This is a genomic window from Bacillus sp. FSL R5-0654, assembly GCF_038008745.1.
Taxonomy (GTDB): Bacteria; Bacillota; Bacilli; order Bacillales; family Bacillaceae; genus Bacillus; species Bacillus safensis.
This window is the reverse complement of sequence record NZ_JBBOZV010000002.1, coordinates 18,680-42,163: the sequence shown is the minus strand read 5'-3', so window position 1 is coordinate 42,163 and position 23,484 is coordinate 18,680. Positions and strand designations below refer to the sequence as shown.

Sequence of the window (23,484 nt, the reverse complement as noted above, 5' to 3'; positions counted from 1 at the left end):
TTTCCGGCCACGTCTTTCGCCCTGGTACTTGCTTCAGCCGCGGTCATCTTTTCCGGCCACGTGCGCCCTGGTACTTTGCTTCAGCTTGCGGCCATCTTTTCCGGCCACGTCTTGCCGCGCCCTGGTATTTTGCTTCAGCCCGGCCATCTTTTCCGGCCACGTCGCGCCCTGGTATTTTGCTTCAGCCCGGCCATCTTTTTACCCCACGTGTCGCCCTGGTACTTGCTTCAGCCGCGTTCATCTTTTCCGGCCACGTCTTTGCGCCCTGGTACTTTGCTTCAGCCGCGGCCATCTTTTCCGGCCACGTCTTGCGCCCTGGTATTTGCTTCAGCCCGGCCATCTTTTTATCCCACGTCTTCGCCCTGGTATTTGCTTCAGCCCGGCCATCTTTTTACCCCACGTGCGCCCTGGTATTTGCTTCAGCCCGGCCACTTTTTCCGGCCACGTGCTGTGCCTAAATAAAAAAGCCGCCCACGTGGACGGCTGATAAATGTCATTTGTTAATGTTTTTCTTTAAATCCTCAATTTCATTTTTGAGAGATTTATTTTCTCGTTTGATCTTAGAAACCTCAACGACTGTAAATAACAAAGTTGCTAGTATGAGTAAAATCAAAATATATTCAAACATATTCAAATGTCCATATAGTAGTCATCAAAGCCAAAAGTAGCGACAATACCGATGACCGGTACCAATGCGGCTCTGAATTTCCATCTATGTTTTTTGTAATATTTCTTACTAAGCTGTTTGCGTTTATGTAGTCGCTTTGCAATATAACGGCCAGCACCATAACCTGTGCCAACAACCGCCGCCATGCCTGTGATTATACCCATCGCTACAAGAAATACGTTTTGCACTGTGGCTTTGTTTTCTTTGTCAAAAAGGCTATCTAGTGTAAAGATATCATTGTCAGTAAGACCGAGGTCTAACGCGTCTTGATATAATTCAGGATCGTTCATAGTAAATGAATCTGATGTCGTGTTATGTATTATCTGATTAGTTGTGTTGTTCTCTTTTGCCTCTGCAAACTCTCCAAGCGTACAGGAGATACCCAAAGCAACTACAATGGACAAAGATGTTCTTCTTATCCATTTTTTATTCAAATCAAAACCTCCCCCTTTTAATCCCATCAAGCATAACTTAGAACATACATTAATTTCCATAGTTAAAAATAACCTATTATAAAAGAACAGTTTAGTAAAAAAGCAGTGCTTCAATAAAATTAAACCTGCCTATTTGCATATAATCGTTTACATGTATTTAAGAGTCATAAAAAGCACCGACCATCTTTTTACGACAAGTGCTGAACCCGATACTTCGCTTCAATTTCCGGCCACGTGCCGCCCTGGTATTTTGCTTCAGTCATTGCGGCCTCCTTATATATTTTTAAATTTATCCCATTTATCCCTTGTTTATTCTAGGCTAATCATATATAATTAAACTATAAGTTATCCCATTTATCCCTATAAGGAGTTGTTTTAAATGAGTTTTTTGAGTTATGACTACAGAGTAATTAGCCAGTACAACGTACCACGCCAAATAATTATCCCAATTTGTTATTATGATCCGTTTCTGACATGTTATCAGATCATTGGGGATTATATCAGCAGTTTGTCATTCAGCAACTTTGAATTACCTGATCTAGAGACTGCTGTAGAATCCGCAAAAGACGCAAGGTTAAAAAGTGCGTCTCGGATAGGAGAAGTTAAATATGAAGATGACCGTTGGGCTGGATCAGTGGTCATTCGATCCGAGGAAGGGGAATATACCTTGTTCATAATTAACTTTGATGAATATTATCAAGATAGAGAAAATGCAGAAATCGCAGAATTAATCTGCGCCACCTTTAAAATACTGAATCCGGTGAATCCTGTCGGAGAGGTTATATGGGAGGATGGATCGGCAACCAGTTTAGACCTATTACGACTAACAACACCCCAAAGATTGTTGGTTAATAGTCACAAGATGCATCAATATAACAAAAGAGAACGGAAGATCGTGGTGTTTAGCGAACACCCAAGCATTGATTTAAGTGAATTTAAACATGATGTTGATATACTTACAGATGCTCAGTTTATCGAATCACTTTCGGATTTTATACATCAATTGTTAAATGATTGGGAAGGTGTATTCCCAGAAATACATCTTGATCAGAATATTTATGAACTGATCAAAGATGAAGAATACATGATAGGTGTCAATATAAATATTGTAGAAAGTGAGTTTCCACGGGCTTATTGTGCGGAGAGATTTTTTGTTTATAACACAAAAAAACCGAATGTTATAAAAAGCACTACGGTATTGCCTGGAGAAGGATATGATTGAAATTGACATAATTTGTTTACAATAGTATTATATATGTAGGTCGCACCTCATGTGGGTGCGTGGATTGAAATGTCTAAAAGAATAGACTAGTAAAATGCCCTATCCATTAAGTTGGATAGGGCATTTTGTTTCTATCAGTTGCGCCCCGGTACTTCGCTTCAGCCTGGCCACTTTTTTCGGCCACGTCCGCCCTGGTACTTTGCTTCAGCCGCGGCCACTTTTTCCGGCCACGTGCCGCCCTGGTACTTTGCTTCAGTTGCGGCCACTTTTTCCGGCCACGTCTTCGCCCTGGTATTTGCTTCAGCCGCGGCCACTTTTTCCGGCCACGTCCGCCCTGGTATTTGCTTCAGCTACGGCCACTTTTTCCTGCCACGTCTTGCCCTGGTATTTTGCTTCAGCCCGGCCACTTTTTCCGGCCCACGTCTTGCGCCCTGGTACTTGCTTCAGCCGCGGCCACTTAGACACAGAACATATATTCTTATATACTGTATTGGGAGGTGGCGCACATGTGGAATGAGGAAAAGGATCAGAATAGATGGAAGATGAAAATTATTTTACCTGAACACAGAGAAGCCCTACGACAATTACATCTTGCGAAACATAAAATAGAACGTCCTGAATTGAGCGAGGAACAAATTGAAGAAATTGAATATACTATTACTACTGCTATAAGTGATGACACATCTCTTAAATTTGAGTTATTTGACAATGGATTTGTTAGGGTAGTTTCGGGGAGAGTCGTACATGTAGATCACATTAAAAAAAGATTTCATGTGAAAGACAATGTGGGTGATACCAATCTTATTGATTTCTCAAATATTATACATGTAAGCATTTTTTAAGAGCTTTCCTTAAAAGGAGAGCTTTTTTTATGTCATGTGCCGCCCTGATATTTTGTTTATGCTACTACCACACATTAAATTTAATTTATCCCATTTATCCCTTGATTAATTCGAGCCGACGTTGTATAATTAAAATATAATAAATTATCCCATTTATCCCTAAAAGGAGATGTTTTAATGGCTTTTGTATCTCATAGTAAAATAGCACTTTGGACTTATGGTGATTGTGATCTATCTGAAAAAATGTATTTTGTTCCACAATCTTGGCTTTGCAAAATTGTGAAACAGCTTGGTTATAAAGATACAGAGGATTTTCAATCCTCTTATATTTGGGATGATTCCAAAGAGATTTTGTCTATGGCCGAATCTGATGGGGTTGTGTTAGAAAAGTGTGAAATTATTCACTTTAATAATAAGACGGCCCCATGTAAAAAAATGTTATGATGTATTAAATAACGAAGCAGGAGGAGAGTAGAGAGGGAAGGGAACAGAACTGTTCTCCATATCCTAGCAGATGGACAGAAATTCGAATACAGCGTCATAAAAGAACAAGACATGATCAGCTTCCTAAACGATTTAAAGTATCTTGTGAACCATCCTGAAGATGTTGAAGAAGTGCTAGAAGAACTTAAAGAACTAGAATGAGAACTAAAGAGAAAAGAATGGAGAACTTATTATGCCAAAAGAGCAAAAAGTGTTTGTTGTTGAAATTCATGAAATGGTAATAGGCTATTGGCAAGTAACCATAAATGATTTACCCATTGTTAATTATCAAAGTAGGGATGAAGCTAATAAATTTGTAGAACACTTTATGGCTATTAATAAGGATAAAAATATTAAAAGAATTTAACTACGGTTAAAGCTCTCCCTCAAAAGGAGAGCTTTGTTTAATTGTACTAACTTCTTTTCTTTATTTAATCTACTTTCCAAAGACCTATTTTCTCATTCTTGGCTTTTTTCTCTGACTCCGCATATTCCTTTACATAACGTGTATTGGGGGGATATACCGCTAAACGGGCATAACCTTTAATCAATAATTCTTCATTAAATGACACTTCTCGATCATCTACATACACATATGCTAATAGCCGACCATACTTATCCCTTGTCTCTTTATCTAATTCTAACTTTACCTCTTTATTCTTCAGCCTTCTCTTTGTGTAATTTGATGCCTCTACTCCATAGGGTTCAATTTTCTTTTTAGGATGAACTGTCTCAGGGGTATCTACTAAAATTAGGCGAACTCTTTCAACATCATCTTTTATTTTTGCCTCAATCGTATCACCGTCTATCACTCTTAAAACAGCAAGATCATATTTGACGATCTGTTCATCTTGTTGGCAAGCAGTGATGTTTAATAACAGTATTAATATGATACAAGCCCATGAAAAGCGTTTAATAGTCATAGATTTAATTCTCTTTTGATTTTGTATATTGTATTCCTTGCCACTCCGACACGCTTATGAATGCTCATTACAGGCTCTTTATTATTTAAAGACCTTACAATCTCATCATAAATCACTTTATCTTCCCTTTAGCTTCAGGGTGATATTTTTTCTCCGTTCCTTTGTAGACACCTTTTTGCTTCGCTAAAGCTATACCTTCCTTCTGCGCCTGTAAAATTCTCTTACGATCATCTTCAGCCAGCCAAGAGAGCAAAGTCAGAACAAGATCTGATACCAATTGCCCTGCACCTGGAAGCTCTTTATATTGCCTGGTATTGAGTATCGGCATGTTTAAGACCACAATATCAATTTCTTCATCAATTAGACGTTTCCATTCGTTTCTGATTTCTTCCTTGTTCCTACCAAATCTATACAGATCATGAACCACAAGCACATCATGAAAACGCATTTTAGACCGCATCTCTCTATATACAGGCCGATCAAAGTTTTTCCCCGACCGTTTTTCCTGAAAAATTTTATCACACCCATAATTCTCTAATTCTTTCACCTGTCTATCTAAATTTTGATCAACGGAACTAACGCGAGCATACCCAAAAATCATTTTATTTCCACCTTTCTAATGAACAACCCTATTTGAACAATACACCCTTTATTATAGCTGACTTTTCAATTGTACTCATAGAGTGTACCCTATTTGAACAAATATTTAATAAAAAAAGAGCCTGATTGGCTCTTTATCTCGATCTCCCTTTATTCTTAGACTTCGAGTTAACGACGTTTATATTTTTCTTATCTATTTGAAGATTGTCCCTAGATTGTTGCTGTTTGTTTTCCTGATCCCTTAAATAAACGAACTTTTTTAAGACACCCAAAATATCTCTTTCGGTCAACAGTCCAACATGTTTATGCAAATCGAGGTTTACATCCATCCATTGTAATTCTCTTTCTTGCAAAGACAACCCAGGACTGTTTATTTAATCCCATGACCTTCCAGTCAATAATCGGGTATTTGTATTTCTCAAATTCTTTATTATCGTTTTTAGAAGTGATATAACCAATTAAGACTTTTTGATTTTCCTCTAGTCTTGAACCTAAAATAAGGACAGGTCGAGCTTTCCGACCTGTCCCATCTCTAAATTCCGTTATTGCTAAATATATGTTGCCTAACTCTAATTTCGTTCTATCCACTTATTTTATTTCCTTGTGTAGCCAGTTTTCTTCATCGAGAAGAATATTCCCTTCTGATGATCTTTCCGGCTCTTTATAATTTTTGTCTTTAATTAATGATTCTATTACTTTTTGAGCTTGTTTAGCGTTCTTAGGTGTATTATCCATGATAACACGTCCTTTCTAAGCATATTTTAACACAATTTTAATTCTCTTACACTTTGCAACGATCCCGGACACGTCTTCGCCCTGGCATTTGCTTCAGCCGCGGCCATCTTTTCCGGACACGTCGCCCTGGCATTTGCTTCAGCTGTGGCCATCTTTTCCGGACACGTGCCCTGGCATTTGCTTCAGCTGTGGCCATCTTTTCCGGACACGTGCCGCCCTGGCATTTGCTTCAGCCGCGGCCATCTTTTCCGGACACGTCTTTGCGCCCTGATTTGCTTCAGCCGCGGCCATCTTTTCCGGACACGTCCGCGCCCTGGCATTTGCTTCAGCTGTGGCCATCTTTTCCGGACACGTCGCGCCCTGGCATTTGCTTCAGCCGCGGCCATCTTTTCCGGACACGTCGCCCTGGCATTTGCTTCAGCTGTGGCCATCTTTTCCGGACACGTCGCGCCCTGGCATTTGCTTCAGCATTTGCGGCCATCTTTTCCGGACACGTCCGCGCCCTGGCATTTGCTTCAGCTGTGGCCATCTTTTCCGGACACGTCTTGCGCCCTGGCATTTGCTTCAGCTGTGGCCATCTTTTCCGGACACGTGCGCCCTGGCATTTGCTTCAGCTGTGGCCATCTTTTCCGGACACGTCCGCGCCCTGGCATTTGCTTCAGTCGCGGGCATAGGCTTTTGTTTGTTTTTTTACATACGTTGTTCTAGTTTTATTCGGCTGTTTAGAAGAAGTTGCTTTTAATTTATCGTTCCAATCTTTTTCTACTCTATAGACAGGTAAGTAACCTAAATCACAATAATTTTCATAGTATTCCTTTGTTTTTTCATACATCTGCAAACTTTTGCTTATGTCTACATCCTGGCTTTTCATAGCATTCCATAAATCTTCCTTTGCTACCAGTTCAGCCGCACATTGATGTAAAGCAGCATTTAAGTCTATCTCCTGCGGTTGTTCTTTTGGTGCTAATTTACGACCAAAAAACTTCCCATACCCATAGTAATTGGTTGCATCATTGGTCAAACTTAGATTCGTTTCTGCTTTGTGAATTGCAGCCAATAAACGCCAATCTAACTCATAAACATTTGCAACTTTTTGATACATCGACAACTGTTTTTCAGGTATATGGTTGTCATTCGGAATTAGATTCTTGAAATTAATATTCGTTGTAAAATTGTATTGTTTTATCTTATCTAAAAACATTTGGCCTGCTTTGTCATTGTCTACACCAATATATGCATTACTAGGTACAACCCCTCTTGAAACTGCCGTATGCTTTATAAAATTCATGACAGTTTGTTCTTTAACCCCATTCATAGAAACTAGCCGACAGTCCGTCATTTTTTTGTTTAATGACCAGTAACTAAGCAGGTCTATTGGGCTTTCAAAAAAATAGATTTCTTTCGGTGTACCTAGAGAGATGTTAAACCCGTAATTTTCTTTAGAATTCTTCAAAATTTGCTTGAAGGTGGTTTCTTTACCCTTATATTGAATTTTTCTAGTTCCTTGTAAATCGGCACCGACACGCTTTCCTGTCTCACCCCAAACGAACACACAGTTTTGCTTTACATCTTGGCGAATTAATCCTTTCTTAATCAAAGCATGAACAATATCACTGTCAATTCCTCTTTCTTCAATCAAATATCGTTGAACAGCGTTCGTATTATTTGCATGTTCCACATCATAGACAAATTCCTTTTTTTCTTCGATTTTTACTTCAGATGCTCTTTCATATTCATTATTAGTTAACATTGCTACAGCTTCTTTAAAGTCTTTGTTAAAGAATATCCTCACAAAGTCTATAGAGTTGCCATATTCGCCCCTAGAGTACCACTGAAAGTTGTTCTTTCTCCTGTTGATCATCAAACTATCATGATCCACACCTCGATAATATTTTTCATTTACCTTTTCAATTGCATAATTGTTCGCTTCACAAAAATCTACAATATCAACCGCTGCGGCTTTCTCTATAAGAGACTTGCTGATAGCCATATTGCACCCCTTTTCTGTTTGAAAACACAAATAAGCCCACCAGTTACCCTGGTGGACTTGTTACCTTTCATACTCCATATCACGTTGTAATTCTTGATACTTCCTTTTCGCTTTATAACGCTCAAAATCTTCGGCGAAAATTTTCTTTATATTCTTTAGATCAGCCCGATTAAATTTTTTATACTTCTCTTGATGACTCGCAGAGTGAGCATGTTTTTTCTTTAATTCCGGGTCAAATTCTCTTGACTGTCTGTTCATTTCCTTCAGCAAGCTATTACCCAACTTAGCATACAATTCTTTAACCTTGTTCTTCTCGTAATCTTTGTACCTTTCTACGTGCTTTTCGCCATTCCCGTACACTGACTTTCTGAACTCGGCTTCATCTTTTAGGGATGCAAGTAAGTCTTTAAAATCATTAGAATGGTATTTCTCGATATAATGATCAATAAAACGGTTGATCTGCGGCCTAACTTCAGCTAGTGCATTGTTATTGTACTTCCAAAGCCGCCGATCAGATGGGAGATTATTATAAATCCGCTGATACATTTTTAACATTTTAAAATCTAAGTTTGGCTTAAAGTCCAAATCTTTTGGCGCTATTTGAGAGTGAATAAGTTGAGTAATTTTCGCTAGGGATTTATCTCTATCCAGCAATTTATTAGCGACCGCACTTTTCATTCTATCCAACGTTTTTAACTTTCTGCTGCCACGCCTGGCCTGATACATTTCCCCTGTTTGTTTATTCTCATACGTTCTGTATTCCCTTGTTGGATTCGGTTCTACAATTGCAACATGCACGTGAATGTTATCAGTATTGAAATGAATGGCCGCTGACCATACGGCACTATTTTGTATCTGTTCCTCTTTCAGAAGAACATCCATCCCTTTCCTGATTGATCGTTGAATTGCGCTTTCATTGACCCACCCATTTTTCGAGTTGTAGATGCCATGTTCTTCTAGCCATTTGTTATCAAAACTAATGACATCTTGCCACATAACCGAATCGTTTTCCTGGGCTGTCTTAAACAAATTTTTCAACTTTTCTTTTTCCTGGGCTGTCAATTTATCTTTATTGGCCGTAAAGATTCCACTGCTCTTTTCAGGGTTTCCCATATAATTGTTATAACCATCAAAATTGTTGATGTTATACACTTGGAATTTATCCGTTCTCACTGCTTCTTCTCGATCAATATAGTTTACATACTTTGCAAACTTCGTTGACCCACCTGATACAAATTTTGATACTAAAACAACCCCTGCATTTGTCACTATTGGTCATTTCCTTCTTGATCATCTTTATTTTTTTGGTCTTTTAAGAGTTTGTATTTCGCAATGTCTCCGGTCACTTTATCTTGTGCTTTCCGCACTGGATCAGCAATACGTGCATCTGTTAAAATTGTCAGAGCCATTGGATTTTCTAACAAATAAGCATTCCACAATTCAAGGTTTACTTGACCGTTTTTATCTGCATGACCCGCCCGAACTCTAATCACATCTAAAGTTGTTTTAAAGCGCCGAAAAATTTTTTCAACTAAGGCATCTTCATCAAACAATCTTTGTTTCATTTCCGCATGTTCGGCGCATATCTGTTCTATCGTGTTGTTAATGAACTTACTGTCCCTTTTTTTCATTTCATCGTTGATATAATTGTAGGCCGAGTCACTCAATCTAGTGTTGATTCTATGCATAATTAAATCACTCATCCTTCATAATTTTTATAAACTCGTTCATCACTTCGGTATTCTCTTTGATTAGCGCTAGAGTCATCTTACATAGTTCTTCATACGTGCTTTGTACGCCCTCTATATCTTCCGCTAATACGTGTTTATCCAGGAGCATTTTTAAGTACTTTTGTTCAGATACTCCTGATTTTTTTGCAAGGTCTGTCAGCCTGTTTTTTGTGTTTAAAGACAGGCCTTTAATCGTTATATTTGGCATTTTATTTGTTGTTCACTCCCTTTCTTCTGTTTACTTTTTTCGAGAAAATAGTTTCCTTTCTCTCACTCCTCAATTCCGTTAGGAAATGAGGAGGAGGAAAGGAAAGAGCATAAGGGGAAATTGCAACCATTACATGGTTGAAACCGCAGTGCGGTTTATTTCTTGGTGGTTGCGCTTTTTGCTTTAAATGTGTATGAAACTCAATTCCTGACACACCATTTTTTAGGTGATTAAACAACGAATGTGTATGAAATTCAATTTCTGACACACCATATATTGTCAATTTACAACTAATTCGGACTTCCTTTTCTCTAGCAGCCTTATCTTTTCGTGAAGTTCTGATGTCAAACTTTTAGACTCACTCACTTCTTTTTCTTTCGTATCTATCTTAGAATTATTGGATTGAATTTTACTTTCTGTTTGGCGCTTTTCATCTGAAATTTGATATTCAATCTCTTCTTTTAACGACTGATTTTGCGCTTTAATAATTGCAATATCATTACTTAATTTTTTTTGTTTTTCAATTTCATTTTCGATCAATGTATGTGCATCTTTCACCTGTACTTGAATAAATTTTTCTTCGTAAAAATCCTTTGTTTTTTTCACGAATACGCTCTTATTTTTTACCTTATTTGCAGTTACATAAAATTTCTTTTGCTGTACTGATTGATCCGTATTTTCATCTTTCAATTCAATAGATACTGTCTTCCAATTCTTCGGAAGTCCTTTGATAAAGAGGATATAAAAACTGTCTTTAACTTTTATTAATTCCGGGTTATATTGCTTCTTTTGGTTTGTTTTTTCTTTAATAATTGATGTGATTTTTGGTGGCATATCGCTCGTACCTTGTTCCAGTGTGAAGTCTATCTCTAAGATGTTATCTTCTGAAAAGAAAATGTGATCAGTCATTTTTGCTGATCCAAAATTAAAATTTATTGGTGTGCCAAGTGGCGTAAATTTTTCCTCGTCAGGCGCATTGAAAATGATTTTACTCGATAAAAAAAACAGCAATACGCTACATATAGCGATTGCTGCCACCTTATATTTTGTACCTTTCTTTTTGATTTTTAAGTTTACCAACTGACCGTCTCCTTTGTTATTGAACGATTCTCACAACTACTCCGTTAAATTTACTTTTCCAATACGTGTTACTCATTGAAGCTATGCTTACACCGTAGCTGTTTTGGCAGTTTAAAAATGTACCGTCACCTAAATAAATACCTACATGTCCATTTTTTTTATAAGTATCAAAAAAGACTAAATCGCCTCTTTTCGCTTTGGCGTATGAAACCTTTTTCCCTTGAACTACAATTGTGTCAGTAGTGGTAGATGAAAGATTTCCTAAAGAAACGCCTGCTTGTTTAAATGCGTAATGTACAAAGCTGCTACAATCAAATATGCCTTTGGCAATATCTCTTTGGTTACGTCCGCCACCCATAATATAACTTGATCTACCTATATAAGTTGATCCTGCTTTAATGGCTGCTTCTATTACCTTATTACCCCCTTTAATGGGAGATTGACCATTGTTATTATCACCTGGTCCGGGTTGTAAATATCTCATAACGTGATCAACATAATACTGATCACCGTATCGCCAAGTCCCATTTGGTCGCTTAACACCTTTACTGTATATTCGAGAAAATTCAATAGCGTTTTTTTGCGTCCATCCTCCATCTCTTTTGATAGACCAACCTATAAATCCACTACCAAAATTGTAACCTTGTAAAGCCGTTTCAGTTACGTTCATCTTGGCCTTTTCAGCTAGTCTATACGTGGCCGCAAAATTGGCGACTCCCACTCTAATTGACTCGTACGGGTTACTAATGGTGTTTGGTGGCAGACCAAGTGACTCTGACGCTTGCATTATATCTAAATACCTTCCTCCTGACTCCTGCATGATAAGAGCAAGTATGAGGTTTGTTAGTTCAGGAATACCATTGGCCGCAGCTTCTTTTTGCACAGCTGAACGGTATTTCTCAACTTCAGGACTAATATTTATAGTTGAGCCTATGTTGTCATTACTTGGCTCGGTTTCGCCTCCCAGGCTTGCAATCACACCTATAACCATGACTAGTACAAGCAACCCAATGAGTATGATTAGGCCAACAGATGAGCCTAGAAACCACATAATCGCTTTCTTTTGCAAATGCTTTTTTATAAGCGACTGCATCCCATCTTTTAAACTGTTACCGATGTTACTCATGTTCTTTAATTCCTTTGCCAATCACAGAGAAATAAGACACTTTCCAATCATTTTTTTGTCGCAATAAATCAATATCAAACTGTACATCAACAGTTCTCACAATCTGTTTTTTTTCATTTAATTGACTTGTCTCTACATATATTTGAAGTCTAGGGATACCGTTGTTTACTTCGAAATTCCTGAAAGATATATCGTCAATTATTCTATATGCAAAGCCTACTTTTTCTTCGCCGTTTTTTAATTCGGCATAAAATTCAGGAGTGAGATAGTTTTTTGCTTTGGCTAAATTATCATTTTTTTTGTGGTCGTATGAGTAATATTCCGTTATAAATTTTTTAGAGACTCTCTGAATTTTTTCTTTCTCTGCATCTTCTATGTCATGTTCATTGATCAACCTATCACTTTTAAGAGTATTTTCTTTTTCATGATCAATAAACACTTCTTGAGCAGGTTCACTTTGTGAGCTTTTATCTTCAGCTTCCGACGGCATAGTAAAGTACAATACCATTGCTGCCCCCAGTATAATAACCATTAAAAAAAGGAGCTTAATTTGACTCTGCCGTTTTTCCTTTGCAGAAGAATCCAAATTAAGCACCTCCTTCGAACAATTCCAGTTCTTCTTGTGTGACTTCAACATTCATGACCAAATTTTGATCACCTGAAATCGCCATGATACAGCTGCCAGTTTCAAGTTTTGGAAGTAACGAGTATTCATTGCTTGTTAATTGATCTTCAAATAGGTTCCTCATTGCTTTCATGCTAGTCTGATCCTGTTTGAAGAGAAACTTATATTGTGTTAAACCAAAAATTTCATTTAATTTGTTAGCAGCAAGAGCCATTTCAGGATCTGATGAATTTGAGTTAGGAAACATTCGTTCTACACGTTGTGTAGCAAGTACAATACCTGTTAAGAATTTTCTAGCTTCAGACATTAGCGTGACCACATAATCTGCCGTAAATGCTTTTTTCAGACTTAATAGGTTATGACACTCGTCAATCATTACTATGAACCTAGTCAAATCAAACCAATGTTTTTGCCCTTTATCAAAGGCTTCTTTTTCTCTCTTTCCAATCCACATCATATTGGCCCAAATTTGAGTTAAAGAATTAAAGATTTGTATATCAAAAATCTCATCTTTTAATTGAGAAAGTGTACCAATATCATAAAAAACAATTTGCTCATTCTGAAAGTCAGGTATTGTCGTGATACCATCAAATAAGTCACTAAATTGTGTGATTAAATTGCGTATAGTCTGATTTATCTCGCCAATACTCTGCTTGAATTGGGAGTTTTTTTCAACATTATATCTTTCATCAATATACTTTTGGAATTGCCCTAACGTCGGGTAATCTTCATTTTCTAATTGGGTTATATTAGCTGATGCATTTTTCCCCCAAAGTCCAATCGCTTCATAAAAGTCATAAACCAATTCATCAAATTGATTTAATACGCTTGTTTTAGCTTTTGGGTCAAGTATCCGATAGGTCATGTTTAACTTCGACACGTGCTGCCTAAAAGATGCAGCTTCATCCACCTCTAAATTATCATCATTTTTTACAGTGACAGTAGGGAAAACATGCATTAAATTGATTCTTCCTTGCGATCCATCTAAATTGATAGTTTTGCCTCCTAAATCGGATGTTAAAGAATGAAATTCACCCGACTTGTCGAATCCGCGAATAAAGTTACCCACCGTTGCATTAGCACGCTGAATCTTTTTCAATAATGTCGATTTACCCGATCCCATATCACCTGATACAAACACATTATAATAAAGCCGTTTGGCCGTCTTATGAAACATATCCCAATAAACAGTACCTTTAGTCCACGTATAGCCATAATATAGCCCTGTAGGGTCATTTAAACTCGTTTGATCATAGGAAAAACCTAGACCCAATACTTCTGCTGGTATATCCTGTCCTATTCTACGATTAGGTAAATACATCTGCGATTTATAATCTAAAAATAAGGACTGCCAATCTTCTTTATTTTCAGCCAAAAAAACCTTTGATTTATAGCCATCGGCATCAAGTTTCTTTTGTACTTCTCGTACCCTTTTTTCGAGTTCATCCTGGGTAGGTGCTTGCAAAAAAATTCTAACCCTTACTTGCTTGATTACTTCCCCGGCTCTTGAAAGTGATACACCTAATTCTCTTAAATGTTGAAATTCTACATCGGCTAAATCATAATCTGTTTGCGTATTTGCTCCGTCTCTACGACTTTTCAGCTCATTTGTGGAGTGTTTCACTTTTTTCTTATAGTTGATATTTTTATCGGTATAAGTATCAACTGTAACGATTGTATTATGATTACTTGTGATCTGATTAAGCCAATGAGACGTGAAATTGTCAGGGTATCCATAAACATTTAAACAAGCTGAATAACCGTCTCCTGTTCGGTAATAAAATTCATCTTTAAAAGAAATGCCACCCATTGGTTGGGTGGCATAAACAAAATCTAAATCTTTTTCAATTTGGTTCACTTGTGCTTCCTCCTAGAAGAAATTATTTAAAGCAAATAGAACCTTTTCTTTTTGCTTTATTGTTAATGCACGTGGCTCTAAAAATCCACTAGCATTCTTGAACATTTCTATACGTTCATGTAATTCATCAATAGTATCACCATATATCGCAATATATGTTCGCCTTTTTTTATAAAATTTTTCAATGTGTTTTAATTTATTTAATTCATTGTTTAGTAACTCTAGTTGCTTTAAATTAGTAGTTCTTTCAATTTTATGACGTAAATAATCCTGTTGAGCCTGATTATCTTCAGGCAAATTCAAATGTATTTCTTTCAATGATTCGCTGTACAATTTTTGCAAATTCCAATGTGATTCTGTTACATAGTCAAACTGCTTTTCATCAAAAATATTAGTATCAAAATGCTTAACATCCATAATCTCAAAGCATCCTTCTTTAAAACCAATCTTTGTTTTTATAAACCCTTCTTCTGTATAACAGCCAGTGACAGGATAAACTTTATTAATTTGGTTTAACTCTTTTTGCAATTTCTTTTGTTTCTTATTTGTTTTTTTCTTTTTTTCCGTTAAAGCATCAAACATGATCATTCACCTTTATTTCTGGTCTACTAGCTACATAGACATTATTATCTTTTCTAAATAACATCCACGTTAACTGGTAATTCTTTTTATTAGGAGAATCGATAGATGGATATACAAAATAGGTTGTTGCCAAAGCTACAAAAGCTACAAAAAACAGTTGTAGTGGTTCATAAACAAAGGATTTAAAAACAAACCCTACGCCTATACTCCCAATGATGATAAATCCATCAAGTACAGTTAGTGTGTTCCATTTTGCTTGCGCCTGGATGTTTTCAGAAAAAGGAATACTCTGCCTCACTGATTATCATTCCTTTCATCTAATACAGTGTTTTTGGCTACGTCATAGGCTTTTCTTGCGTTTTTGATAGGTTTTGAATTGTGCGCTTTTTCAGCTAAATTGGCATATTTATTGACCACAACATCTTTTACTGTGTCTGTTGTGGTTGGTTGACCCTTTATGTGATCTTTTAGCTTCACTCTTGCGATATTGGCATGTTTAGGTAGAGTGATGTTGTTTTTACTGATATGACCGCCTGCGTTCAGTGGTGCGCTGCCGCCACTATTGCTTCTTGGTGCTGCGTTCAGTGGTGCGCTGCTGCCACTATTGCTTCTTGGTACTGCGTTCAGTGGTGCGCTGCTGCCACTATTGCTTCTTGGTACTGCGTTCAGTGGTGCGCTGCCGCCACTATTGCTTCTTGGTGCTGCGTTCAGTGGTGCGCTGCCGCCACTATTGCTTCTTGGTGCTGCGTTCAGTGGTGCGCTGCTGCCACTATTGCTTCTTGGTGCTGCGTTCAGTGGTGCGCTGCCGCCTAATGGTGTTCCTCCGGCTCCCGGCTTGCCTGGTGCTCCGTCTCCGCCTAATGGTGTTTCTCCGCCTCCCGGCTTGCCTGGTGCTCCGTCTCCGCCTAGTGGTGTTTCTCCGCCTCCCGGCTTGCCTGGTGCTCCGTCTCCGCCTAGTGGTGTTTCTCCGCCTCCCGGCTTGCCTGGTGCTCCGTCTCCGCCTAGTGGTGTTTCTCCGCCTCCCGGCTTGCCTGGTGCTCCGTCTCCGCCTAGTGGTGTTTCTCCGCCTCCCGGCTTGCCTGGTGCTCCGTCTCCGCCTAGTGGTGTTTCTTCGCCTCCTGGCTTGCCTGGTGCTCCGTCTCCGCCTAGTGGTGTTTCTTCGCCTCCTGGCTTGCCTGGTGCTCCGTTTTGGCCTGTTTCTTCACCGTTCAATGCATCCTTCAATTTATCACTATTTAATACATTGTACGGCGCTGTTGCTTTTGTTTTTGAAAGTGGTGACGAACCACCTGGTGCTGATGAAGTTCCTTGTTGTTGCCCTCTTTCTTTATATCCATCTAGTAACCCTTTAGTAGCTCCTGCCGTCATTAAGGCTCCGCCTGCCGTTTTCTTTCCTATTTTCATGCCCGTCTTAGCTGCTTTAGATGCTAATCCACCAGCAAATGCAGCTGCACCTTTTGCACTTCTACCTAATGCAAATGCTCCTAATAATGAACGACCGATGCTTTTAACTCCTGCATCAATACCAAACAATTCATCAATAAAAGCCGGGCCATCTATAGTTAAAATACCGGCTGCAAATAATGCAACGATTTTTACTGCCCCATTTAAACTGGATTGCCCCACAAAATCTGTGAAGATAATAAAACATTCGAGAATTAGAACCATCGCAAACATTACAATGAATGTATTCCTTATCTTTTCAATGATTCGCTTATTGCGTTGCCCCGATTCCAAATCAGTAAAGGCTGTTCCCATAGAAAAGATTTTAAGAATACCAAGCTCCATTATCATTTGAGCAGTTCTAAACATTGTCATAAACAAAACTATCCCGATAGTAACCAATTCAAAAAAGATGTACCACGGATGCCATGAATATCGGTTATACGCTTCATCATCACTAATCCAACGAGATTGTAAATCTTCGAGTGTTCTCTTTCCTGAAGCGTCACTGACTTTTTTAGTCAGTATAGCTTTACCATCTTCAGTTAGAGGGCTTTTTTTCCATAGACCTCCTGTATCAACCACCTCGTTTATGTCTACAAAGTGAACATCCGTTTTATCTCGAATATTATTTTGTCGTTTCATTTTGTCTAATTCTTTTAATGACCAACCTGCTTGATCAATCTTATAAACATCTGTGATGTTATTTTGAAAAATTTTCGTAGATACAGTTAGATTTTCACTTTCTAAACTCTCACGCCCTAGACTTACCAAATCAGATGCTTTCTGCATCCCCCAGGGTAATACTAGAAAAATAGTAAGGGCAACAATAGACGATGTTATAATTTTGCTATAATCTGTTTGCTTTTTAATGATGATTTTCCAACCTAGAAACCCAAGAGCCAAAGCCGCCATACTAAATATTACTGGCATATATTTAGTCAAAAAATCATCTATTGCGGGACTATCATAGAAGTTGATTAGCTCATAAATAGATGAAACTCCACCTGAAAGGGCATCAACACACTCTGCTAGTCCAATTAAAAAATACCATCCTACTGTACGCAGGACGGCAATAAAAACGTTCGATAACGACAAGTATTCATGAAAACGTATGAGAATTTTTATAATCTCTTCTTCTGTCATCTTTAAACTCCTTGAAGTAGATGTTTTTCAACTACAGTGTATATTTCATGCTTTTCAGGAGTTTGAAAGAAACTCCGCAATTCTTCAATCGTTTCGAGATTTAAGAAATAGTTGAACTCATCTTCGCTCAATAAACTTTTTGCAACTTGTTGAATATAGAAATATGAATCTTCACTCATGGCATCTAGTATTGGTGTCTCTGTGCTATATACCTCTTCTAAAGAATCCATAATACCCTCACTTTCCGATACTTCAAGTTCTTCATCACTTGATTCTTCATATTCGGCGATTGATTCTAATAATGACTCAATTTGACCGGGCATATCACCAGTCTCATCCTGCGTTTGTTTAGGAGCTTTCGTTGCTGCTTTCTCACTATCAGAATCTAGCATTTTAAATTCAATGATCAAGCTATTTAAATCAATGTTTTGATGCGATCCCTTAATATCCATATCTCCTAAAGCCACTTTATTATCAAATCGGTGCATTAAATACTCGTACCTGTGTAACATTTGCGTTCCATTTTTAATTGATGCGAAAATCGGAAATGCTTCAATCCTTTCTTCCATCAAATTTTCCCTTTTCTTCGTCCTCGACACGACCCATTCACCTTTTTTCAACCGCCTTAGTTCATCTGGTCGCAATAAGGGGCGTTCTTCTTCTCTTTCTCCATATGTTTTGTCTGTACCCATTAACGGCCCTTGTCTATCGTTTACAATGATAGTCTTCGATGCTAGTTTTTTACTAAACTCTTCTGCATCTTCCATCTCGTCACTCATAATATATATTTGAATACCACAGTTACCCATAATAGCCTTTGCCATATTTTCTCCATACACGTCTGCTAACTGTGGTCTATTTTGAATAACTAGCGTATAGAGAAGCCCTCTACCTAAACCTAATGCCATTGCCCGACTCATGCCTGGTAATGGTGGAACATTAGCGACTTCTTCAAATAGATGTCGTACTTTTCTTGGTAACTTGCTATCCTTTGATAAAGTTGCCTTTTCTGATAGAACAGAATTAACTTGCGAAATGAATGTTGAGATTAGCACATAGTTAGAATCATCCCAATCAGGATAAACAATAAATAAAGCAATAGGTTTTTCTCCATAAGCAAGATCTTCTAATCTAAAATCATTTTTGGCTGTCATACGACCAATAGTGTCATAAGTAAAGTTTTTTAATTTTGCCATTGTCCCTGTGTAAATTCCACTACGGGTTACACCTTGTGAAAATTGGATTGTTCCATATTGCAATTTTGCCGGGCTTGTTGGTGGTAGGTTACCAAAAAAATGATCTAATCGAGTATATCCATCTTCGTCAGGATTTGAGCCTAATTCATTCAGCATTACTGTTAAGGTATAGATAGTAATATTTTCAGGCTCATTATTCTGTATACACAGATCACACACTGCTAATATCAATGCATTTACTAAAGCAATGGATGCTTCTTCCCACATGGGATCAGCATTAGATTTTTCTTTATGATACAGCGCATATGAGAAAGAGTTACATAACGTTTGAGCTTTTGCATAATCACCTTCTAAATACGCTTCTTTAATAAGTTCTAGTGGGTTATATGCAATACCCCAATTAGGATTAATTAAATTTAAAACATGAACATCATAACCATACTTCTCAAACTGATCTTTCGTATTTTTTAGCATATCTCCTTTAACATCTGTGATAACGACACTGTCTTTATTTTTAGCTCTCATGATCACGTCTAAGTAAGGGTATGAATACATTTCAGTTTTTCCTGATTGTGTCGATGCAACTACTAACGTATGTGTATTGTTTGTATCCACATACAACGAATCTTTATGATGAACAATAGGCATACCTGCTGATCCTTCATATTCTTCATCATTGTCTTTTACAGCCTTATATGTTTGCTTTATCTCTTTAATCGTAGTCCACCTTTGACTGCCTTTTGTATGCAAGTTTAAGTCCCTAAATGCAATCCTTATCTTGTAAAGGTGACGTAAGATAAAGATAATAGCAGCGCAGGCAATCAATAAATAAACAAGCGCATATTCGGTCTTAAAATCAAATATCCATTGAATTGAAACCCCTTCAAACATAGAGGGAATTTCTTGTGACTGCGATCCATTTATAGCAGCACTTTTTATACTCGATAGCATTTCAGGTATACGCTCGAAGAAATGAAATAGGAAGTTTACTGCAAAAAAGATCAGAATAAAGATTCCAAATCCATATGCCGTAAGCAAATATTTATTTGCTAGTATTTTCTTCCACTGCTTATACTCTTTATGCAAATTAACACCTCAAATCAAAAAAAAGAAGCTAGTAAGTAGCTTCCTTTTTTCATCTTTCTAAACCTTGCAGTTTCTGTTGGAACTTTTTAGATTGTCCTTTAGATTTGAATTGATCATTAATCATGACCACTGAACCAGTCTTTGTATTTTCCCGATTGAAATGTTCGAGATATTCTTTTTTGTTAAAGTTAAATGCTTCATAACTCAATGTTTTTGATCCATCAACTTCAGGATGCCAACACAATTCCTGATTTTTCAAAGGCGAATTTGAATTAAATTGAGAACATAACCAATTCGTATTATTTACAGCATTGGATATATCCATATTCAAACTTTGAACGGCCATAGTTCTCAATAGAATGATTGAATATTCAGGGTCTTTACTAAAATGCTTCTGAATGTCTCTCTCCAAATTCTTTAAAAGTTGCGGATTGGGAATGTCACTTTTCAAATGAGCTTTATCTTTCATGTTCGTCAAAAGTTGTTTCGTATACTCATTAATGTACAATTCACTTTCTCTTTCTAATTCTATAGTGTTTATATCGGCAAAATAAAGATGCTCCGGCTCATCATAATCTAATTGATATGCTTTAAGCTCCTGTAACTCATTATAATGCTCTATTTCTGCAATCAAATCATGCTCATTATTTGAACTGTATCTCTGTGAAATATCAAGAGTTCTCTGTGCCATATTCATATTAGATAAGTTTCTTTTGACATCTAAAAATAACTCACAAGCATTGTCCACATTCAATTTTTGAGTTTGATCCTCAAAATATGATTTAATGGCCGATTCAATTTTCTCAACAAAATATTCTCCCTTGATATTAGAATCAGGAAGCCATTCTAAATGAAAATCAAATTCTTTGAATGTCTTGTCGATCTCTTTTGCTGTATATTCGTAAAAATTAAATTGATCCTTTAGTACACTGATTTTTTTAGAGTTGAAAATCCTATTAAAACGATTATCTGTATTCTCTAAATTCTTTGCCGCATTCAGTTTACCTTCAATTACATTCTGTCTAGCAGCTACCAAAAAGGTCGATGCTAATTTGTCAATATCGACTTCGTGTTTAATCATCTTGTTTCCTTTCATGGCCCAGTTATTTTTTCAATTACCTTTGAAGGATTAAATTCTCTTGGAAATGGAAATAGGTTTACTATGTCTGGGTCGATATATAAAACCAATAGGATTATAACCGCAATGAAGAACAAAAATTTCACAGGTTTAGGATTGACTTTATTTTGCTTTTTCTTTAATTTTCTTAAATACTTATCCTGCTTTTTCTGTTCTTTTTCTTCTTTAAGTTGTTTTAGTTTTTGAAGCTCGATTGTTTGTTGCAAATCGAGCTTCTCTTTTTTAATTTCCTCTATGATTTCATCTTTTAGCAAATAAAGGTCTTTTTCTGTACTTGGTGTTTTTCTCATTGTCATGCTAGCTTCTTCGGCTGCCTGCACTTCAGCTGCTGCCCTGGCTTCTTCAGCTGCTTTTGCTTCAGCTGCTGCCCTGGCTTCTTCAGCTGCTTTTGCTTCAGCTGCTGCCCTGGCTTCTTCAGCTGCTTTTGCTTCAGCTGCTGCCCTGGCTTCTTCAGCTGCTTTTGCTTCAGCTGCTGCCCTGGCTTCTTCAGCTGCTTTCGCTTCAGCTGCTGCCCTGGCTTCTTCAGCTGCTTTTGCTTCAGCTGCTGCCCTGGCTTCTTCAGCTGCTTTCGCTTCAGCTGCTGCCCTGGCTTCTTCAGCTGCTTTTGCTTCAGCTGCTGCCCTGGCTTCTTCAGCTGCTTTCGCTTCAGCTGCTGCCCTGGCTTCTTCAGCTGCTTTTGCTTCAGCTGCTGCCCTGGCTTCTTCAGCTGCTTTCGCTTCAGCTGCTGCCCTGGCTTCTTCAGCTGCTTTTGCTTCAGCTGCTGCCCTGGCTTCTTCAGCTGCTTTCGCTTCAGCTGCTGCCCTGGCTTCTTCAGCTGCTTTTGCTTCAGCTGCTGCCCTGGCTTCTTCAGCTGCTTTCGCTTCAGCTGCTGCCCTGGCTTCTTCAGCTGCTTTTGCTTCAGCTGCTGCCCTGGCCTTTGCTTTCCTTTTTTCCCGTAATGTAGTGAACTTTTCTTTAAAAGTAGATCTTCTTTCTTTTAGCTCACCTTGTGTCGTTTCATTTTTTTCAAACTCTTTCATGAGTTTATTGATCAGCAATTCCTTCTCTGCTTTTGGGGTGTCTTTAAAAGTTGTATTTAATGTCGTGTTGACGAGAAGAAGAAGGTTCCTAGACACCCCTTGTCCGATATTATATGAATCTCTAAAAAGAATGTTTTTATCCTCATAGATGATAATTTCAATGTCACCATAAATGCCATTCTCTTCAGCATATTTTTCTAGCTCCACCAATTTCAAATTACATTGTGGAACACTATATTTAACCTTAGGAGAAATAACGTCTTTAAACCTTCGTCCTCCTTTAATGACAACATGAATCATTAAATTAGCTCCTTTTTAAAATCCTAGATTACCTTGTAACCATGAAACACCCACTTGTGCTCCTGCTACAATAGCGATACCGACTGCAACGTTTTTCATCCCGTCTTTGGCTTCGTTAATTTTTTGGTGGTTTTTTGTCATGTAACCAATGCCATAAGTTGCAAGTTTAAATCCAGCATAAGCACCGGCTACTAATTGAACCGCCTTAAGAAGAAAAACGAATATTCCAACTACACTTTCAACCATTAAATTGTCAGTCCTTCCATTCTATGAATTGTTTTGATCTAGTAAATGCTGCTTGATGATCTCTTTCATGAAATCTTTGTTTTCAGCTTCTAATGCTTTATGTTGGTCATGCAACCAGTCATCATAGTTGACACCTTGTGCATTTAACAACAATGTGGCAAATTCTTTTGATTCTTTCTTTTCTGCTTTTGAAGCCATATTTTTCACCTGAACTTTCTTTATTACTTGCAAAATTCAACTAAAACATGATTTTTCAGTACGATAAATTTCTTTACGACAAGCTGCTGAAAGCTGCCGCCTTGAGGGCAATAAACGTCTACCTTCGCCCCTTTTTCAAACAAAGCTTTTCCGATAGGAAGCCTTAATTTCCTCTTATTTGTAATCTCATGGTATTGCTTTGCAGTGGCATTAACTGTTACAACTGCATCCTTTCTATTCAATATAAGTACCTCCTAACTCCCTAAAATTTCGGGATTTTCGCTTTAAAACCATCAAACACCAAATCTAGTAGCCCGTTAATTTCTGTATCTGATTTCAGAATCATCGTTCCTACTATCGCAACCACTCCAATGACCCAATAAATTCGGTCCGAGTTTTGATCTAACATGTTTTCTCACCTCGCTTTTATCAAAGAAAAAGAACGTATCCTTTGATACGCCCTTACAGCTTGCTTCTGAAGCCACTAAACACCAAATCTAGCAGCCCGTTAATTTCTGTATCTGATTTCAGAATCATCGTTCCTACTACCGCAACCACTCCAATAACCCAATAAATTCGGTCCGAGTTTTGATCTAACATGTTTTCT

General features: G+C 37.7%; 30 protein-coding genes. 5 read left to right on the top strand and 25 right to left on the bottom strand.

Annotation, left to right across the window (positions count from 1 at the left end; genetic code table 11):
* Positions 1-462, top strand: a 462-nt coding sequence (locus NSS76_RS19595; protein WP_341082829.1) for a hypothetical protein, incomplete at its 5' end; no start/stop codon positions are given.
* Positions 463-630: 168 nt separating this feature from the next.
* Here the strand turns inward: NSS76_RS19595 and NSS76_RS19590 are convergent.
* Positions 631-1,101, bottom strand: coding sequence for a hypothetical protein (locus NSS76_RS19590; protein ID WP_341082828.1), 471 nt, complete (start codon positions 1,099-1,101; stop codon positions 631-633).
* A gap of 379 nt (positions 1,102-1,480) precedes the next feature.
* On the opposite strand from NSS76_RS19590, the gene NSS76_RS19585 reads away from it, so the two are divergent.
* The 4 genes from NSS76_RS19585 (at position 1,481) to NSS76_RS19570 (ending at position 4,015) form a co-directional block, all read left to right on the top strand.
* Positions 1,481-2,323 (top strand): hypothetical protein, encoded by an 843-nt coding sequence (locus NSS76_RS19585; RefSeq protein WP_341082827.1) that lies wholly within the window; start codon positions 1,481-1,483, stop codon positions 2,321-2,323.
* A 506-nt stretch (positions 2,324-2,829) separates the two neighbouring features.
* Positions 2,830-3,165, top strand: a complete 336-nt coding sequence (locus NSS76_RS19580) for a YolD-like family protein (RefSeq protein ID WP_330547201.1) — start codon at positions 2,830-2,832, stop codon at positions 3,163-3,165.
* A gap of 177 nt (positions 3,166-3,342) precedes the next feature.
* Positions 3,343-3,609 carry a hypothetical protein gene (locus NSS76_RS19575; RefSeq protein ID WP_341082824.1) on the top strand — a complete coding sequence of 89 codons (267 nt, stop codon included), beginning with the start codon at positions 3,343-3,345 and terminating at the stop codon, positions 3,607-3,609.
* Between the two features lie 232 nt (positions 3,610-3,841).
* Positions 3,842-4,015, top strand: a complete 174-nt coding sequence (locus NSS76_RS19570; protein WP_341082823.1) for a hypothetical protein — start codon at positions 3,842-3,844, stop codon at positions 4,013-4,015.
* Between the two features lie 64 nt (positions 4,016-4,079).
* Here NSS76_RS19570 and NSS76_RS19565 read toward each other — a convergent pair whose 3' ends face one another.
* The 24 genes from NSS76_RS19565 to NSS76_RS19450 form a co-directional block, all read right to left on the bottom strand.
* Positions 4,080-4,571: a thermonuclease family protein gene (locus NSS76_RS19565; RefSeq protein WP_341082822.1), complete on the bottom strand. Its 492-nt coding sequence runs from the start codon at positions 4,569-4,571 to the stop codon at positions 4,080-4,082.
* On the bottom strand, positions 4,568-4,639 hold the full coding sequence (locus NSS76_RS19560) for a hypothetical protein (protein WP_341082830.1): 72 nt from the start codon (positions 4,637-4,639) through the stop codon (positions 4,568-4,570). Before NSS76_RS19560 ends, NSS76_RS19565 begins: the two co-directional genes overlap by 4 nt.
* A gap of 44 nt (positions 4,640-4,683) precedes the next feature.
* Positions 4,684-5,172: a recombinase family protein gene (locus NSS76_RS19555; protein WP_341082821.1), complete on the bottom strand. Its 489-nt coding sequence runs from the start codon at positions 5,170-5,172 to the stop codon at positions 4,684-4,686.
* A gap of 302 nt (positions 5,173-5,474) precedes the next feature.
* The gene (locus tag NSS76_RS19550; protein ID WP_341082820.1) at positions 5,475-5,759 is read right to left on the bottom strand and encodes a hypothetical protein; all 285 of its coding nucleotides are present in this window, start codon (positions 5,757-5,759) and stop codon (positions 5,475-5,477) included.
* Entirely contained in the window at positions 5,760-5,906 is a 147-nt protein-coding gene (locus tag NSS76_RS19545; RefSeq protein WP_161796767.1) for a hypothetical protein, read from the bottom strand. It abuts the gene before it with no gap.
* Positions 5,907-6,564: 658 nt separating this feature from the next.
* Positions 6,565-7,896, bottom strand: a complete 1,332-nt coding sequence (locus tag NSS76_RS19540; RefSeq protein ID WP_341082818.1) for a DUF3991 and TOPRIM domain-containing protein — start codon at positions 7,894-7,896, stop codon at positions 6,565-6,567.
* 60 nt (positions 7,897-7,956) lie between these two features.
* A complete protein-coding gene (gene mobP2, locus NSS76_RS19535) occupies positions 7,957-9,165 on the bottom strand; it encodes a MobP2 family relaxase (RefSeq protein ID WP_341082817.1) in 1,209 nt (402 codons plus the stop codon).
* Positions 9,165-9,584: a hypothetical protein gene (locus NSS76_RS19530; RefSeq protein ID WP_335363810.1), complete on the bottom strand. Its 420-nt coding sequence runs from the start codon at positions 9,582-9,584 to the stop codon at positions 9,165-9,167. Before NSS76_RS19530 ends, mobP2 begins: the two co-directional genes overlap by 1 nt.
* A 7-nt stretch (positions 9,585-9,591) precedes the next feature.
* Positions 9,592-9,834: a hypothetical protein gene (locus NSS76_RS19525; protein WP_047947258.1), complete on the bottom strand. Its 243-nt coding sequence runs from the start codon at positions 9,832-9,834 to the stop codon at positions 9,592-9,594.
* A gap of 279 nt (positions 9,835-10,113) precedes the next feature.
* Entirely contained in the window at positions 10,114-10,914 is an 801-nt protein-coding gene (locus NSS76_RS19520; RefSeq protein ID WP_341082816.1) for a hypothetical protein, read from the bottom strand.
* Positions 10,915-10,930: 16 nt separating this feature from the next.
* Entirely contained in the window at positions 10,931-12,040 is a 1,110-nt protein-coding gene (locus NSS76_RS19515; RefSeq protein ID WP_144500389.1) for a bifunctional lytic transglycosylase/C40 family peptidase, read from the bottom strand.
* On the bottom strand, positions 12,033-12,626 hold the full coding sequence (locus tag NSS76_RS19510; protein ID WP_341082815.1) for a hypothetical protein: 594 nt from the start codon (positions 12,624-12,626) through the stop codon (positions 12,033-12,035). Before NSS76_RS19510 ends, NSS76_RS19515 begins: the two co-directional genes overlap by 8 nt.
* 1 nt (position 12,627) lies before the next feature.
* Positions 12,628-14,523, bottom strand: coding sequence for a VirB4 family type IV secretion system protein (locus tag NSS76_RS19505; RefSeq protein ID WP_234898361.1), 1,896 nt, complete (start codon positions 14,521-14,523; stop codon positions 12,628-12,630).
* Positions 14,524-14,535: 12 nt separating this feature from the next.
* A complete protein-coding gene (locus NSS76_RS19500; protein ID WP_095357124.1) occupies positions 14,536-15,105 on the bottom strand; it encodes a hypothetical protein in 570 nt (189 codons plus the stop codon).
* Positions 15,098-15,403: a DUF5592 family protein gene (locus NSS76_RS19495; protein WP_047947254.1), complete on the bottom strand. Its 306-nt coding sequence runs from the start codon at positions 15,401-15,403 to the stop codon at positions 15,098-15,100. Before NSS76_RS19495 ends, NSS76_RS19500 begins: the two co-directional genes overlap by 8 nt.
* Entirely contained in the window at positions 15,400-17,694 is a 2,295-nt protein-coding gene (locus NSS76_RS19490) for a pLS20_p028 family conjugation system transmembrane protein (RefSeq protein WP_341082812.1), read from the bottom strand. Before NSS76_RS19490 ends, NSS76_RS19495 begins: the two co-directional genes overlap by 4 nt.
* A gap of 2 nt (positions 17,695-17,696) precedes the next feature.
* Positions 17,697-19,976, bottom strand: coding sequence for a VirD4-like conjugal transfer protein, CD1115 family (locus tag NSS76_RS19485; RefSeq protein WP_341082811.1), 2,280 nt, complete (start codon positions 19,974-19,976; stop codon positions 17,697-17,699).
* Between the two features lie 49 nt (positions 19,977-20,025).
* Positions 20,026-21,057, bottom strand: a complete 1,032-nt coding sequence (locus NSS76_RS19480) for a hypothetical protein (protein ID WP_341082808.1) — start codon at positions 21,055-21,057, stop codon at positions 20,026-20,028.
* 11 nt (positions 21,058-21,068) lie between these two features.
* Positions 21,069-22,433, bottom strand: coding sequence for a hypothetical protein (locus tag NSS76_RS19475; RefSeq protein WP_341082805.1), 1,365 nt, complete (start codon positions 22,431-22,433; stop codon positions 21,069-21,071).
* A 15-nt stretch (positions 22,434-22,448) separates the two neighbouring features.
* On the bottom strand, positions 22,449-22,679 hold the full coding sequence (locus NSS76_RS19470) for a hypothetical protein (RefSeq protein WP_122630961.1): 231 nt from the start codon (positions 22,677-22,679) through the stop codon (positions 22,449-22,451).
* Between the two features lie 21 nt (positions 22,680-22,700).
* Positions 22,701-22,877 (bottom strand): hypothetical protein, encoded by a 177-nt coding sequence (locus NSS76_RS19465; protein WP_165379316.1) that lies wholly within the window; start codon positions 22,875-22,877, stop codon positions 22,701-22,703.
* Positions 22,878-22,900: 23 nt separating this feature from the next.
* Positions 22,901-23,119, bottom strand: coding sequence for a hypothetical protein (locus NSS76_RS19460; RefSeq protein WP_017359459.1), 219 nt, complete (start codon positions 23,117-23,119; stop codon positions 22,901-22,903).
* Between the two features lie 20 nt (positions 23,120-23,139).
* Positions 23,140-23,286: a hypothetical protein gene (locus tag NSS76_RS19455; protein ID WP_186305428.1), complete on the bottom strand. Its 147-nt coding sequence runs from the start codon at positions 23,284-23,286 to the stop codon at positions 23,140-23,142.
* A 53-nt stretch (positions 23,287-23,339) separates the two neighbouring features.
* Entirely contained in the window at positions 23,340-23,477 is a 138-nt protein-coding gene (locus tag NSS76_RS19450) for a hypothetical protein (protein ID WP_186305429.1), read from the bottom strand.
* Between the last annotated feature and the right edge of the window lie 7 nt (positions 23,478-23,484).

Excerpts from the sequence above, each read along its gene's own strand:
- NSS76_RS19555 (WP_341082821.1), bottom strand. The coding sequence starts at position 5,172 with ATGATTTTTGGGTATGCTCGCGTTAGTTCCGTTGATCAAAATTTAGAT.
- NSS76_RS19475 (WP_341082805.1), bottom strand. The coding sequence starts at position 22,433 with ATGATTCATGTTGTCATTAAAGGAGGACGAAGGTTTAAAGACGTTATT.
- NSS76_RS19565 (WP_341082822.1), bottom strand. The coding sequence starts at position 4,571 with ATGACTATTAAACGCTTTTCATGGGCTTGTATCATATTAATACTGTTA.
- NSS76_RS19470 (WP_122630961.1), bottom strand. The coding sequence starts at position 22,679 with ATGGTTGAAAGTGTAGTTGGAATATTCGTTTTTCTTCTTAAGGCGGTT.
- NSS76_RS19490 (WP_341082812.1), bottom strand. The coding sequence starts at position 17,694 with ATGACAGAAGAAGAGATTATAAAAATTCTCATACGTTTTCATGAATAC.
- NSS76_RS19570 (WP_341082823.1), top strand. The coding sequence starts at position 3,842 with ATGCCAAAAGAGCAAAAAGTGTTTGTTGTTGAAATTCATGAAATGGTA.
- NSS76_RS19575 (WP_341082824.1), top strand. The coding sequence starts at position 3,343 with ATGGCTTTTGTATCTCATAGTAAAATAGCACTTTGGACTTATGGTGAT.
- NSS76_RS19480 (WP_341082808.1), bottom strand. The coding sequence starts at position 21,057 with ATGATTAAACACGAAGTCGATATTGACAAATTAGCATCGACCTTTTTG.
- NSS76_RS19580 (WP_330547201.1), top strand. The coding sequence starts at position 2,830 with ATGTGGAATGAGGAAAAGGATCAGAATAGATGGAAGATGAAAATTATT.
- NSS76_RS19500 (WP_095357124.1), bottom strand. The coding sequence starts at position 15,105 with ATGTTTGATGCTTTAACGGAAAAAAAGAAAAAAACAAATAAGAAACAA.
- NSS76_RS19530 (WP_335363810.1), bottom strand. The coding sequence starts at position 9,584 with ATGCATAGAATCAACACTAGATTGAGTGACTCGGCCTACAATTATATC.
- NSS76_RS19545 (WP_161796767.1), bottom strand. The coding sequence starts at position 5,906 with ATGGATAATACACCTAAGAACGCTAAACAAGCTCAAAAAGTAATAGAA.
- NSS76_RS19465 (WP_165379316.1), bottom strand. The coding sequence starts at position 22,877 with ATGGCTTCAAAAGCAGAAAAGAAAGAATCAAAAGAATTTGCCACATTG.
- NSS76_RS19450 (WP_186305429.1), bottom strand. The coding sequence starts at position 23,477 with ATGTTAGATCAAAACTCGGACCGAATTTATTGGGTTATTGGAGTGGTT.
- NSS76_RS19540 (WP_341082818.1), bottom strand. The coding sequence starts at position 7,896 with ATGGCTATCAGCAAGTCTCTTATAGAGAAAGCCGCAGCGGTTGATATT.
- NSS76_RS19585 (WP_341082827.1), top strand. The coding sequence starts at position 1,481 with ATGAGTTTTTTGAGTTATGACTACAGAGTAATTAGCCAGTACAACGTA.
- NSS76_RS19515 (WP_144500389.1), bottom strand. The coding sequence starts at position 12,040 with ATGAGTAACATCGGTAACAGTTTAAAAGATGGGATGCAGTCGCTTATA.
- NSS76_RS19525 (WP_047947258.1), bottom strand. The coding sequence starts at position 9,834 with ATGCCAAATATAACGATTAAAGGCCTGTCTTTAAACACAAAAAACAGG.
- NSS76_RS19455 (WP_186305428.1), bottom strand. The coding sequence starts at position 23,286 with ATGTTAGATCAAAACTCGGACCGAATTTATTGGGTCATTGGAGTGGTT.